Genomic DNA, 12,250 nt, shown 5'->3' with positions numbered 1-12,250 from the left:
CACTCTGCGTAATTTTTCCGCCGAGGGCAAGCCCCCGCGTTCCACGGGGGCTCGCGGCGGCGGCGCTACTCGATCGTCTCGAAGGGCAGGCCCACGTAATTCTCGGCGATGCAGGTGCGCCCCGCCAGGGAATCGAGGAAGTAGGCCAGTTCGGTGTCGAGCATCTTCTGGGTGAAGGCGTCGTTGTCGGGGAACTTGTGCAGCATGCTGGTCATCCACCAGCTGAAGCGCTCGGCCTTCCAGATGCGCCGCAAGGCGACTTCCGAGTAGCGCTGCAGCAGCTCGACGCGGCCCTCGCCGTAGACCTTCACCAGGATGCGGTACAGGGCGTCGACGTCGCTGGCCGCCAGGTTCAGGCCCTTGGCCCCGGTGGGCGGGACTATGTGCCCGGCGTCGCCGACCAGGAACAGCTTGCCGTACTGCAGCGGCTCCACCACGAAGCTGCGCAGCGGGGCGATGCTCTTCTCCAGCGACGGCCCGGTGACCAGGCGCGCCGCGGCGTCGGCCGGCAGGCGGCGCTTGAGCTCGTCCCAGAAGCGCGCATCCGACCAGTCCTCGACCTTCTCCTCCAGGCCCACCTGCAGGTAGTAGCGGCTGCGGGTGGCCGAGCGCATGCTGCTGAGGCTGAAGCCGCGCTCGCTGCTGGCGTAGATGAGCTCGTGGTTGACCGGCGGGGTGTCGCTGAGCAAGCCGAGCCAGCCGAAGGGGTAGACGCGCTCGTAGGTCTTGAGCCTGTCCGCCGGGATGGTCTGCCGCGACACGCCGTGGAAGCCGTCGCAGCCGGCGATGTAGTCGCAGTCCAGGCGGGCGGCCTCGCCGTCCTTGGTGAAAGTGACGTAGGGCTTCTCGCCCTGCACCTCGTGCAACTGCACGTCGCCGGCTTCGTAGATGCTCAGGGCGCCGCTGGCCTGGCGCGCCTCCATGAGGTCGCGGGTGACTTCGGTCTGGCCGTAGACCATCACGCTCTTGCCGCCGGTCAGGTCCTTGAGGTCGATGCGCTCGCGGTGGCCGTCCAGCACCAGCTCGAAGCCGTCGTGGGGCAGGCCCTCGGCGTCCATGCGGGCGTGGGCGCCGGCTTCGCGCAGCAGGTCCACGGTGCCCTGTTCCAGCACCCCGGCGCGGATGCGCCCGAGCACGTAGTCCGGGCTCTGGCGTTCGAGGATGACGTTGTCGATGCCGGCACGCTGCAGCAGCTGGCCGAGGAGCAGCCCGGAAGGGCCGGCGCCGATGATGGCAACCTGGGTTTTCATTGTTGTTTTCCTCGTCGTCGCGGGCCGGGGCCTGGTCGTAGGCACGCCCCCTGGCCGCGTAGTTGTTATTGGCTCCTGCATTTTTGGTGGATGAATCGCTGCGCAGAAGGCAATATCCAACAGATAACCTGGATTTTTCGTGGATAGCTTCGGCGGCCTATAAATGCACAAGACGCCCGCTTCGAACCCGGTCCCGGTGTTCCAGCTCTACGGCGAGACCCACGCCTGGCCGACACCCGACCCCCTGCACTGCGAGACCATCCCTTCGCGCAGCAGCCTCTACGACTGGGAGATCCGCCCGCACCGCCACGCCGACCTGGTGCAGCTGCTCTACGTGCGCGCCGGCGAGGCCGAGCTGGAGGTGGAGGGCAGCGTCACCCACGTGCGCGAGGCCACCCTGCAGGTCTCGCCGCCGCTGTGCGTGCACGGCTTCCGCTTCACCGCGCAGATCGACGGCTACGTCATCAGCCTGGCCCAGCCCTTCGCCGAGGAACTGCTGCGCCAGTTCGACCGCGCCGTGCTGGAACAGCCGCAGTGCTACGCGGTGGGCGAGGACGAGCGCTACCTGAGCACCCTGTTCGAGTCCATCGAGCGCGAATACACCCGCCAGGAGCCGGGCCGCGAGCTGATGCTGCGCTCGCTGGTCAGCGCCCTGCTGGTATGGCTCGGCCGCCGCCACCTGCAGGCCAGCCATGCCGCCAGCGCCACCCCGGACCGCGGCCGCGAGCACCTGCAGGCGTTCCGCCGGCTGGTGGAGCAACGCTTCCGCGAGCACCTGCCGATCGAGCGCTACGCCGAGCGCCTGGGCATCAGCGCGGCGCACCTCAACGCCCTGTGCCGGCGCCTGGCCGGCGCCTCGGCGCTGCAGCTGATCAACCAGCGCCTGCTGCTGGAGGCCAAGCGCAACCTGGTGTACACGGACATGACCGTGCAGGAGGTCTCCGACCAGCTGGGCTTCTCGGAGCCGGCGTACTTCTCGCGATTCTTCAAGCGCGGCACCGGGCAGTCGCCCAGGGCCTTCCGGGGTAACCGATGAACATCGACTCACGCATCAAGTTCCGCCACCTGCTGTGCTTCCTCGAGGTGGCCCGCCTGGGCAGCCTGGCGCGCGCCGCCGACCGCCTGGCGGTGAGCCAGCCGGCGGTGTCCAAGACCCTCAAGGAGCTGGAGGAGGTGCTCGACGCCAGCCTGTTCGAGCGCGGCAAGGGCGGCGCCACGCTGACCGAGGCGGGCATCGCCTTCCTGCGCTACGCCGGGCCCTGCGTGCAGGCCCTGCGCGACGGCGTGGAGAGCCTGCGCGGCGGCGAGTACGCGGCCAGCAGCGCGCGCCTGGGCGTGCTCTCCACCGTGGAGGGCGCCTTCCTCCCGGAGGTGGTGCGGCGCCTGCACGAGCGCCACGGGGCGCTGGTGGTCAGCGTGGTCACCGGGCCCAGCGCGCACCTGCTCTCGCAGTTGCGCGTCGGCGAGCTGGACCTGGTGGTCGGGCGCATGACCGACAGCCCGCAGATCCAGGGCCTGACCTTCGAACACCTGTACAACGAACCGCTGACCCTGGTGGTGCGCGCCGGCCACCCGCTGCTGGGCCGGCCGCTGGACGCCGGCGAGCTGGAGCACTACCCGCTGGTGCTGCCGACCCTCGGCACCACCATCCGCAAGCGCATCGACAGCCTGTTCGTCGAGCATGGCCTGCGCCAGTCGTCGCGGCGGCTGGAGACCCTCTCGCTGAGCCTGAGCCGGCGCTACGTCGACGACAGCGACGCGGTGTGGATGGCGCCGCTGGACGCGGTGCGCGCGGCCCTGGGCAAGGGCGAGCTGGCCGAGCTGGCGCCGCAGCTGCAGGAGGCCGGCGGTTCGGTGGGCATCTGCAGCAACGCCTCGCTGCCGCTGTCCCTCGGCGCGCACTGGTGCCAGGAGGTGCTGCGCGAGGTGGGCCAGGAGTACCGCGACGGGGTTTATCCATAACCAATTGGTTAAGGGTGGCGGGCAGTTTTTCAATTTTCCTGCGCGCCGAGGTGGCGGAAACTGCGGAGCACATGCCTGGTGCCCTACAGGCTCCTATAACTCCAACAACAGGAGACCGCCATGTCCGAAGTGGACAGCAGCCGGTTCGTCATCCGTGACCGCAACTGGCACCCCAAAGCCCTCACCCCCGACTACAAGACCTCCGTCGCCCGCTCCCCGCGCCAGGCGCTGGTGAGCATCCCGCAGTCGATCTCCGAGACCACCGGCCCGGACTTCTCGCACCTGAAGTTCGGCGAGCACGACAACGACCTGCTGCTCAACTTCAACACCGGCGCCCTGCCCATCGGCGAGCGCATCGTCGTCCATGGCCGCGTCGTCGACCAGTACGGCAAGCCGGTGCCCAACACCCTGGTGGAAATGTGGCAGGCCAACGCCGGCGGCCGCTACCGGCACAAGAACGACCGCTACCTGGCGCCGCTGGACCCGAACTTCGGCGGCGTCGGCCGCGCCATCACCGACAGCGACGGCCGCTACATCTTCCGCACCATCAAGCCCGGCCCCTACCCGTGGCGCAACGGCCCCAACGACTGGCGCCCGGCGCACATCCACTTCTCCATCAGCGGCCCGTCCATCGCCACCCGGCTGATCACCCAGCTGTACTTCGAGGGCGACCCGCTGATCCCCATGTGCCCCATCGTCAAGTCGATCGCCAACCCCGAGGCGGTGCAGAGCCTGATCGCGCGCCTGGACATGGGCATGGCCAACCCCATGGACTGCCTGGCCTACCGCTTCGACATCGTGCTGCGCGGCCAGCGCCAGACCCACTTCGAGAATCGCTGAGGAGGTTCGCCATGCCCGTTCAACTGCTCCCCGAAACCCCCTCGCAGACCGCCGGTCCGTATGTACACATCGGCCTGGCCCTGGAAGCGGCCGGCAACCCGACCCGCGACCTGGAAATCTGGAACCAGATGGCCAAGCCCGGCGCCGCCGGCGAGCACATCCTGCTGCTGGGCCACGTCTACGACGGCAACGGCCACCTGGTGCGCGACTCCTTCCTGGAGTTCTGGCAGGCCGACCACGAAGGCAACTACGACAGCCGCTACGACGCGGAGAAGGCGTTCAACGGCTTCGGCCGCACCGCCACCACCTTCGACGCCGGCGAGTGGACCCTGAAGACCATCAAGCCAGGCGTGACCAAGGCCGCCGACGGCCGCCCGCAGGCGCCGCACATCAACGTGTCGCTGTTCGCCCGCGGCATCAACATCCACCTGCAGACGCGCCTGTACTTCGAGGACGAGGCCGAGGCCAACGCCAAGGACCCGGTGCTCAACCTGATCGAGCAGGCGCCGCGCCGCGAGACACTGGTGGCCCGCCGCTGCGAAGTGAACGGCCAACTGGCCTATCGTTTCGACATCCGCATCCAGGGCGAAGGCGAGACGGTGTTCTTCGATTTCTGATGCGTTCCAGCGCCTGAACGGGCGGGCCGCGCGAGCGGTCCGCCCGTCGGCGTTCACGGCATGGCGTAGGCTGTGCCTGATGACGAAGAAAACTGGAGCCCTTGCGTGAGCAACCGACTTTTCGACGCCTACTTCACCCAGCCGGCGATGCGCGAGCTGTTCTGCGACCGCGCGCGCCTGCAGGGCATGCTCGACTTCGAGGCCGCCCTGGCCCGCGCCGAGGCGCGCTGCGGGGTGATCCCGGCCAGCGCGGTGGCGCCCATCGAGGCCGCCTGCCGCGCCGAGCTGTACGACTTCGACGCCCTGGCCGCGGCCATCTGCAGCGCCGGCAACTCGGCCATCCCCATGGCCAAGGCGCTGGGCCGGCAGGTCGCCGCCGGCGATGCCGAAGCCGAGCGCTACGTGCACTTCGGCGCCACCAGCCAGGACGCCATGGACAGCGGCCTGGTGCTGCAACTGCGCGCCGCCATCGGCCTGCTGGAGGACGACCTGGCGCGCCTGGGCGCGGCCCTGGCCGAACAGGCGCGCCGGCATGCCGACGTCCCCATGGCCGGGCGCACCTGGCTGCAACACGCTACCCCGGTGACGCTGGGCATGAAGATCGCCGGCTGGCTCGGCGCGCTCACCCGCCACCGCGAGCGCCTGGCCGAACTCAAGCCGCGCCTGCTCAGCCTGCAGTTCGGCGGCGCCTCCGGCAGCCTGGCGGCGCTGGGCGACGACGGCTTCGCCGTGGCCGAGGCGCTGGCCGAGGAGCTGCGCCTGCAACTGCCGGAACAGCCCTGGCACACCCAGCGCGACCGCCTCGCCGAATTCGCCGCCTGGCTCGGCCTGGTGGCCGGCAGCCTGGGCAAGCTCGGCCGCGACCTGAGCCTGCTGATGCAGACCGAGGCCGGCGAAGTCTTCGAACCCTCGGCGCCGGGCAAGGGCGGCTCCTCGACCATGCCGCACAAGCGCAACCCGGTGGGCGCCGCCGTGCTGATCGGCGCCGCCACCCGCGCGCCGGGCCTGGTGGCGACGATGCTGAGCGCCATGCCCCAGGAACACGAACGCAGCCTCGGCCTGTGGCACGCCGAATGGGAAAGCCTGCCGGAGCTCTGCTGCCTGGTCTCCGGCGCCCTGCAGCAGGCGCTGCTGGTGGTGCCGGGCCTGGAGGTGGACGCCCAGCGCATGGCCCGCAACCTCGACCTGACCCGTGGCCTGGTGCTGGCCGAGGCGGTGAGCATCGCCCTGGCCCGGCGCATCGGCCGCGACGCCGCGCACCACCTGGTGGAGCAGTGCTGCCGCCAGGCCGTGGCCGAAGGCGCGCACCTGCGCCAGGTGCTGGGCGGCAACGCCGAGGTCCGCGCGCAACTGAGCGACGCCGAGCTGGACCGCCTGCTCGACCCGGCCCACTACCTGGGCCAGTGCCGCCGCTGGGTGGAACGCGCCCTGGAAGAACACGTACGCCTCGGCTGAGGCACGATAGACAAGCGAGAGAGAACCCGATGGACGAGAAACAACGCTACGAAGCCGGCATGCAGGTCCGCCGCGCGGTGCTGGGCGACGCCCACGTCGACCGCAGCCTGAACAACCGCACCGCCTTCAACGAAGAATTCCAGGAAATGATCACCCGCCACGCCTGGGGCGACATCTGGACCCGCCCCGGCCTGCCGCGCCACACCCGCAGCCTGGTGACCATCGCCATGCTCATCGGCATGAACCGCGAGGGCGAACTGAAGCTGCACCTGCGCGCCGCCCGCAACAACGGCGTGAGCCGCGAGGAGATCAAGGAAGTGCTGCTGCAGAGCGCCATCTACTGCGGCATCCCGGCGGCCAACGCGACTTTCCACCTGGCGGAGGAGGTGTGGAACGAACTGGGGACGGAGTCGCTGGAGGGCTGAGGCGGCTTCGAAGCCTGGGTGTAGCGGCGGATAACCGCGAACGGTTATTCGCCCTACGTCACGGTTTGGCGTAGGGCGGATAACGCCCCGCGTTATCCGCCGTTTGGCCCTTGTCCTGGGCGTAGCGGCGCTTTTCGTAGGATCGAGGGGGACGCCTGGTTCTTGCTCGCGAACGGGGCTAGCCGGGTGTTTCGGTACTGGGCCCGATGCCGTTCCCTCTCCCTAACCCTCTCCCTGAAGGGAGAGGGGACCGTTGGGCAGAAGCGGATACCCCGCAGTCAGCCGGCTACTCCAGGAGGGGCCGGCGAACGCCACGATTTCCACTGGCACGGACAAGCCCCCTCTCCCGCTTGCGGGGGAGGGTTGGGGAGGGGGAGCGGCGTCAACCCGAAACACCAACGTCACCGGGGAGCCCCGTTCGCGAGCAAGCTCGCTCCTCCCCCTTTCAAGGCATCCGATCCGCCGTGAAATCCGCCTCCGAGCGCGCCTCCAGCTGGCCCTTGCGGCAGGCGCGCTGGAAGCGTTCGAAGTCGCGTTCGTTCTGCAGCGCGTAGGCCTTGGCGTAGTGCAGCAGGGCGTCGCTCAGCGCCTCGCTCTTGCCGATGTAGCCGGCAATCCGCGCCGCCTGGCCGCCGGACTTGGCGTGGGCGCAGGCCAGGGCGCGGCCGCAGACCCGCGCGTAGGCGGCGAAGGCTTTCTCGTCGAAGGTTTCCAGTTCCGCCGAGACCTTCATGTCGCGCAGCTGGCGAACGTAGAAGTGGCGGCCGCCGGGGCCGGTGGTCCAGCCGAGGAAGAGGTCGCTGGCCGACTGCATCAGGCGCTGGCCGTCCACCACCCGCTGGCCCTGGTGGCGGGTGCGCAGCTTGCTGCGCACGTAGGCGGCCAGCACCGAGGGACGGGCCTCCTTGAACTGCAGGAACAGCGGCTGCTCCTGGGGATCGATGAGCAACGCCACCAGGCAGCGGGTGCCGACGCTGCCCACGCCCACCACCTTGAACACCAGGTCCTGCACCTCGAAGCGGTCGAGCAGTTCGCGGCGGTCGGCCTGCAGGGTGGTGCGGTAGTCGCGGATGAAGGTGTCGTGCAGATCCTGCCAGTGATCCAGGCTCATCCAGTCGTCGTCCTCGTCCAGCAGGCTGGTCGCGGAGTGCAGGTGGAAGATCTCCGGCAGGTCGTCGCGGATCTCCAGGCGGCCCTGGGCGTCGCGTTCGGCGATCTTCGGCAGCAGCTCGGCATGGGTGCGCCGGTTGGCCTTCTCGATGGCGCGCTGCACGTGCTCGCGCAGGTCCTTCTCGCGCTCCTGCTCCAGCGCCACCTCGTAGTCGATGCGCCCGTACCACAGCTCCAGGGCGCCCATCTCGGCACATTCGGCGATGTTCTGCTGGTAGGACAGCACCAGCTGGCGGCAGACGTCCTCTTCCACCGCCTCGCCGTGGCGCAGGTCGCGGGCGGCGATCAGGAAGCTCGCCACCAGGCGCTTGAGGTCCCATTCCCAGGGGCCGGGGTGGACCTCGTCGAAGTCGTTGACGTTGAATAGCAGGTTGCGCTCGGGGGAGGCGAAGCCGCCGAAGTTCATCAGGTGGCAGTCGCCGCAGATCGGCAGTTCCATGCCCATGTCCGGGGTGCCCGAGAGGTCGTGGGCCTGGAGCAGGGCGCTGCCGCGGAAGAAGGTGAAGGGCGACACCAGCATGCGCCCGTAGCGCAGCGCCACCAGGGACCGCACGCGGCCGGCGCTGGAGGCCTCGATCAGCGGCAGCGGGTCGCGGTCGATCTTCCCGGGTTCGGCGTGGCTGCTGCGTGGGCACTTGTCGCGGGCGTCCTTGCCCTGTTTGCGCAGGTCCTTGATGTCCATCGTTCACCTCGAATCCGGGGGCCATGGATTCGAGCTTAGAGGCTGGCCGGGGGCCTGCAAGTCGGCGCGTTGGGCTGGCCTGGAAAGGGCATTTCTGCGATGGTCGCGGCGTCTCGTCGTCAGGAAGCGCCCATGTCCTCCACCGCCATTCCGCTCGCCCGTCCCGCCAGAATGCCCTGGCGCGCCATGGGCATCGCCCTCGGCCTGCTGGCCCTGGCCGGTTGCAGCTCGCAGTCCGCCCGCCAGGCGCCGGAGCCGACCCCGGCCCAGGTGCGCGCCACCCTGGCGCAGCTGCTGCCGGCCAGGGTGAGCGACCGCAGCGGCTGGGCCACGGACATCCAGGTGGCCTTCGCCGCCCAGCGCATCCGCCCGAGCAAGGAGAACCTCTGCTCGGTGCTGGCGGTGACCGAACAGGAGTCGAACTTCCAGGCCGACCCGCAGGTGCCGGGCCTGGGCCGCATCGCCCGCGACGAGATGAAGAAGCGCGCCGCGCGCCTGCACGTCCCCGGCTTCGTGCTCGACGCCGCGCTGGCGCTGAAGTCGCCCAGCGGCAAGAGCTACAGCCAGCGCCTGGACGCGGTGCGCAGCGAGCGCGAGCTGAGCGCCATCTTCGACGACTTCATCGGCATGGTGCCGCTCGGCCAGCAACTGTTCGGCCGCTTCAACCCGGTGCGCACCGGCGGGCCCATGCAGGTCAGCGTGGCCTTCGCCGAGCAGCACGCCGAGGGCTACCCGTACCCGCTCAAGGGCAGCGTGCGCCAGGAGGTGTTCAGCCGCCGCGGCGGCATGTACTTCGGCATCGCCCACCTGCTGGGCTACCCGGCGGACTACGAGCGGCCGCTGTACCGCTTCGCCGACTTCAACGCCGGCTGGTACGCCAGCCGCAACGCCGCCTTCCAGCGCGCGGTGAGCCTGGCCACCGGCATCCCCCTGGCGCTGGACGGCGACCTGATCCGCTACGACTCCAGCGCCGCCGGCGCCACCGAGCTCGCGGTGCGCACCCTGGGCCCACGCCTGGGCCTGAGCGACAGCCAGATCCGCCGCGACCTGGAGCAGGGCGAGCGCGCGGAGTTCGGCGAGACTAGGCTGTATGCCAAGGTCTTCGCCCTGGCCGAGAAGAACGAAGGCAAGCCGCTGGCCCGGGCGGTGCTGCCAGGCATCACCCTGCACAGCCCGAAGATCACCCGCAACCTCACCACCGCCTGGTTCGCCCAGCGCGTGGACGAGCGCTACCAGCGCTGCCTGGCGCGGGCGGGGAAAGGTTGAAGGGGAGGGGCCGCGTCGATCAGTCGGTGCCGTACTTCCTGTCGATCTTGCGCTTTTCCAGCGTGTAGGCGGCAACGTCGATCTGACCGGTTTTCAGTTGGTCGTCCAGAGCGTTGAGCTCCTTCTCTTCCTTCGCCTCGATGCTGGCACGGGTAGCCTGGTAGTTGATCGATTTGGCGGCGTCATAGCCGCTGACCGGATCCCAGAGAATCGACAGCGGCCACAGCAGCAGGTTGATCACGCCGAAGCCGTACTCGCGGCCGTAGAAGGAGCCACCTCCAGGCAGCAGGCCGAGCGCGGCGCCGGTGCCGGGATTCTTTTCCTCGACCAGCAGGCCCTTGGCTTCGTAGCGGGTGTATTCCACCTTCTGATGGCTGTTGAGGCCGGTTGCGCAACCGCTGCACAGGGCTGCCAGCACGGCCCCTACAAGAACTCGTTTGACGAACATCCTGTCACTCCATGTCTTGTTTCAAGGCGCCCTCGCGGGCGGCGGCGAAGACTAGCATTGAGTGGTGGCTAGTGGCCATATCCTTGGGTGTGAAATCAGTGTCGTCCTGATTAGAGCGAATGCTCTAGATTGCTGCGGGCAATGACCTTGGCTCGCCGTCGGCGGCCGCGGCGAGGAGTTCGCCAGCCTGGTCGCGGGCCAGGGGCAGGAGTTCGGCATGCTCTCCGATGAGGGCGGGGTAGGCTGGGATGGACATGCTCGCGGCTCCTGGAGGGGAGCCGCGAGCTTGCCGGTTTCGCCCGCGCCTGGAAAGCCGGGGCGGAGGCTGCGAATCGCGCGCAGGGCGCGCTCCTACAGGAGGCGTGAGGTGGCTTTCGCAGGATGGGTTGAGTTTTTGCGAAACCCATGCGGTCGTGGCGATGGGTATCGCTGCGCTCCACCCATCCTACGAGAAGCCATGCTTGCCTGCTTAGCGCTCGGCCAACTGGCCGCGGCGGTACTCGCCCTGGCGCTCGAGCATCCAGCCGGGGTACTCGGCCGGCAGCGCGCTGGCCTGGTCGAGGGTGGCCAGTTCATCGGCGCTCAGCTCGACGCGGGTGGCGGCGATGTTGTCCTCCAGTTGCTCCAGGCGCTTGGCGCCGATGATCACGCTGGTCACCACCTCCTGGTGCAGCAGCCAGGCCAGGGCCACCTGCGCCACCGACACGCCCTTGGCCCCGGCGATGCCGCGCATGGCGTCGATGCAGTCATAGGCGCGCTCGCGGTTCACCGGCGGGAAGTCGAACTGGGTGCGCCGGCTGCCGGCCTCGGCTTGCTGGTCGCGGCCGTACTTGCCGCTGAGCAGGCCGCCGGCCAATGGGCTCCAGACCATCAGGCCGACCTTCTCGCTGCGCAGCAGCGGCACCAGTTCGCGCTCCAGGTCGCGCCCGGCGATGCTGTAGTAGGCCTGCAGCGAGTCGAAGCGGGCCAGGCCCAGGCGCTCGGACGTGCCCAGGGCCTTCATGATCTGCCAGGCCGCCCAGTTGGAGACGCCGACGTAGCGCACCAGGCCCTGGCGCACCAGGTCGTCGAGGGCGCGCAGGGTCTCTTCCACCGGGGTGGCCGGGTCGAAGCCGTGCACCTGGTAGAGGTCGATGTGGTCCAGCTGCAGGCGCTCCAGGCTGGCCTGCACGCCGCCGGCGATGTGGTAGCGCGACAGGCCGCGGGAGTTGGCGCCGCGGGTGCCGGTCTCGCCGAATACCTTGGTGGCGATCACCACGTCCTCGCGGGGCACGCCGAGGTTCTTCAGGGCCTGGCCGGTGATGACCTCGGAGCGGCCTTCGGAATACACGTCGGCGGTGTCGATGAAGTTGATGCCGGCCGCCAGGGCCGCGCCGACCAGCTGCTCGGCCTCGGCCTGCTGCAGCTTGCCGATCTGGCTCCAGAGCTGGCCTTCGCCGCCGAAGGTCATGGTGCCCAGGCAGAGTTCCGAGACGAACAGACCGGTGTTGCCGAACTTTCTGTAGCGCATGGCGAGCAATCCTCGGGAAAGGGCAGGGGAAGCTGCCGCTGCCTTGCGCAGCGGCGGACGCCACCAGTATGGGCGCCGTGCCCCGGAAGAACGGCGCTCGATGCTGCCGGATTCTTGCCTATTGCTGCCGCCGCCGCGTCAGGCCATGGGCGGCAGGCGGCGCTTGACCGGGGTCTTCTTGACGATGGCGGTGCTGGTCTCGGCGTAGGCGTTGAGGCGGTCGAGCAGGGTGTCCAGCTGTTCCATGTCGCGCACGCACAGGCGGGCGACGAAGCAGTCGTCGCCGGTGATCTTGTCGCACTCGGTGAACTCGGGGATGGCCTGGATCTGCCGTTCCACCTCGTGCAGCCGGCCGGGCAGGGGGCGCACGCGGACGATGGCCTGCAGCAGGTAGCCGAAGGCCTTCGGCTCCACCTCCAGGGTGTAGCCGCGGATCACCCCGCGTTCCTCCAGCTTGCGCAGGCGTTCGCCGACGCTGGGGGCGGACAGCCCGCTGACCTGGGCCAGGGCCTTGAGCGAGAGGCGCGAGTCTTCCATCAGGGCGGCGATCAGCAGCTGGTCGATTTCGTCGGTCATGGTCGGCTCGTTAGGTGATTGCGGGTGAATGCCTTGATAGTAAAGGCGG

General features: G+C 69.2%; 13 protein-coding genes. 7 read left to right on the top strand and 6 right to left on the bottom strand.

Annotated features, from left to right (window positions below; all coding sequences use genetic code 11):
• Window positions 1-65 precede the first annotated feature (65 nt).
• On the bottom strand, window positions 66-1,250 hold the full coding sequence (pobA, locus tag CHC02_RS25645; RefSeq protein ID WP_089394212.1) for a 4-hydroxybenzoate 3-monooxygenase: 1,185 nt from the start codon (window positions 1,248-1,250) through the stop codon (window positions 66-68).
• A gap of 163 nt (window positions 1,251-1,413) precedes the next feature.
• Here pobA and CHC02_RS25640 point away from each other — a divergent pair, with 163 nt between their 5' ends.
• The 6 genes from CHC02_RS25640 to pcaC all read left to right on the top strand — a co-directional run bounded on the left by CHC02_RS25640 (window position 1,414) and on the right by pcaC (window position 6,549).
• On the top strand, window positions 1,414-2,286 hold the full coding sequence (locus CHC02_RS25640) for a helix-turn-helix domain-containing protein (protein WP_089394211.1): 873 nt from the start codon (window positions 1,414-1,416) through the stop codon (window positions 2,284-2,286).
• Entirely contained in the window at window positions 2,283-3,212 is a 930-nt protein-coding gene (gene pcaQ / locus CHC02_RS25635) for a pca operon transcription factor PcaQ (RefSeq protein WP_089394210.1), read from the top strand. Before CHC02_RS25640 ends, pcaQ begins: the two co-directional genes overlap by 4 nt.
• Window positions 3,213-3,332: 120 nt before the next feature.
• Window positions 3,333-4,052: a protocatechuate 3,4-dioxygenase subunit beta gene (gene pcaH / locus CHC02_RS25630; protein ID WP_058072712.1), complete on the top strand. Its 720-nt coding sequence runs from the start codon at window positions 3,333-3,335 to the stop codon at window positions 4,050-4,052.
• Between the two features lie 11 nt (window positions 4,053-4,063).
• Entirely contained in the window at window positions 4,064-4,669 is a 606-nt protein-coding gene (gene pcaG / locus CHC02_RS25625; protein WP_009618058.1) for a protocatechuate 3,4-dioxygenase subunit alpha, read from the top strand.
• 105 nt (window positions 4,670-4,774) lie between these two features.
• A complete protein-coding gene (locus tag CHC02_RS25620; protein WP_089394209.1) occupies window positions 4,775-6,124 on the top strand; it encodes a 3-carboxy-cis,cis-muconate cycloisomerase in 1,350 nt (449 codons plus the stop codon).
• A gap of 29 nt (window positions 6,125-6,153) precedes the next feature.
• On the top strand, window positions 6,154-6,549 hold the full coding sequence (pcaC, locus tag CHC02_RS25615; RefSeq protein ID WP_089394208.1) for a 4-carboxymuconolactone decarboxylase: 396 nt from the start codon (window positions 6,154-6,156) through the stop codon (window positions 6,547-6,549).
• A 445-nt stretch (window positions 6,550-6,994) separates the two neighbouring features.
• Here pcaC and CHC02_RS25610 read toward each other — a convergent pair whose 3' ends face one another.
• Window positions 6,995-8,401: a DUF2252 domain-containing protein gene (locus CHC02_RS25610; protein WP_089394207.1), complete on the bottom strand. Its 1,407-nt coding sequence runs from the start codon at window positions 8,399-8,401 to the stop codon at window positions 6,995-6,997.
• Window positions 8,402-8,572: 171 nt separating this feature from the next.
• Here CHC02_RS25610 and CHC02_RS25605 point away from each other — a divergent pair, with 171 nt between their 5' ends.
• Window positions 8,573-9,667 (top strand): DUF1615 domain-containing protein, encoded by a 1,095-nt coding sequence (locus CHC02_RS25605; RefSeq protein ID WP_089394234.1) that lies wholly within the window; start codon window positions 8,573-8,575, stop codon window positions 9,665-9,667.
• A gap of 19 nt (window positions 9,668-9,686) precedes the next feature.
• Here the strand turns inward: CHC02_RS25605 and CHC02_RS25600 are convergent, their stop codons facing one another.
• The 4 genes from CHC02_RS25600 to CHC02_RS25590 form a co-directional block, all read right to left on the bottom strand.
• On the bottom strand, window positions 9,687-10,115 hold the full coding sequence (locus CHC02_RS25600) for a hypothetical protein (protein WP_089394206.1): 429 nt from the start codon (window positions 10,113-10,115) through the stop codon (window positions 9,687-9,689).
• Window positions 10,116-10,239: 124 nt separating this feature from the next.
• Window positions 10,240-10,371, bottom strand: coding sequence for a hypothetical protein (locus CHC02_RS30815; RefSeq protein WP_279615564.1), 132 nt, complete (start codon window positions 10,369-10,371; stop codon window positions 10,240-10,242).
• Between the two features lie 213 nt (window positions 10,372-10,584).
• Window positions 10,585-11,625, bottom strand: coding sequence for an aldo/keto reductase (locus tag CHC02_RS25595; protein WP_089394205.1), 1,041 nt, complete (start codon window positions 11,623-11,625; stop codon window positions 10,585-10,587).
• A gap of 138 nt (window positions 11,626-11,763) precedes the next feature.
• Window positions 11,764-12,201, bottom strand: a complete 438-nt coding sequence (locus CHC02_RS25590) for an Lrp/AsnC family transcriptional regulator (RefSeq protein ID WP_089394204.1) — start codon at window positions 12,199-12,201, stop codon at window positions 11,764-11,766.
• Window positions 12,202-12,250 lie beyond the last annotated feature (49 nt).

This window comes from Pseudomonas delhiensis (genome assembly GCF_900187975.1).
Classification (GTDB): Bacteria; Pseudomonadota; Gammaproteobacteria; order Pseudomonadales; family Pseudomonadaceae; genus Pseudomonas; species Pseudomonas delhiensis.
The sequence above is the reverse complement of the archived record's forward strand: the minus strand, read 5'-3'. Positions and strand labels throughout refer to the sequence as shown.

What these genes read in the sequence shown, in the direction of transcription:
- pobA (WP_089394212.1), bottom strand. Translation starts at nt 1,250, where the DNA reads ATGAAAACCCAGGTTGCCATCATCGGCGCCGGCCCTTCCGGGCTGCTC.
- CHC02_RS25640 (WP_089394211.1), top strand. Translation starts at nt 1,414, where the DNA reads ATGCACAAGACGCCCGCTTCGAACCCGGTCCCGGTGTTCCAGCTCTAC.
- CHC02_RS25600 (WP_089394206.1), bottom strand. Translation starts at nt 10,115, where the DNA reads ATGTTCGTCAAACGAGTTCTTGTAGGGGCCGTGCTGGCAGCCCTGTGC.
- pcaH (WP_058072712.1), top strand. Translation starts at nt 3,333, where the DNA reads ATGTCCGAAGTGGACAGCAGCCGGTTCGTCATCCGTGACCGCAACTGG.
- CHC02_RS25590 (WP_089394204.1), bottom strand. Translation starts at nt 12,201, where the DNA reads ATGACCGACGAAATCGACCAGCTGCTGATCGCCGCCCTGATGGAAGAC.
- CHC02_RS25610 (WP_089394207.1), bottom strand. Translation starts at nt 8,401, where the DNA reads ATGGACATCAAGGACCTGCGCAAACAGGGCAAGGACGCCCGCGACAAG.
- CHC02_RS30815 (WP_279615564.1), bottom strand. Translation starts at nt 10,371, where the DNA reads ATGTCCATCCCAGCCTACCCCGCCCTCATCGGAGAGCATGCCGAACTC.
- CHC02_RS25595 (WP_089394205.1), bottom strand. Translation starts at nt 11,625, where the DNA reads ATGCGCTACAGAAAGTTCGGCAACACCGGTCTGTTCGTCTCGGAACTC.
- pcaG (WP_009618058.1), top strand. Translation starts at nt 4,064, where the DNA reads ATGCCCGTTCAACTGCTCCCCGAAACCCCCTCGCAGACCGCCGGTCCG.
- pcaC (WP_089394208.1), top strand. Translation starts at nt 6,154, where the DNA reads ATGGACGAGAAACAACGCTACGAAGCCGGCATGCAGGTCCGCCGCGCG.
- CHC02_RS25605 (WP_089394234.1), top strand. Translation starts at nt 8,573, where the DNA reads ATGCCCTGGCGCGCCATGGGCATCGCCCTCGGCCTGCTGGCCCTGGCC.
- pcaQ (WP_089394210.1), top strand. Translation starts at nt 2,283, where the DNA reads ATGAACATCGACTCACGCATCAAGTTCCGCCACCTGCTGTGCTTCCTC.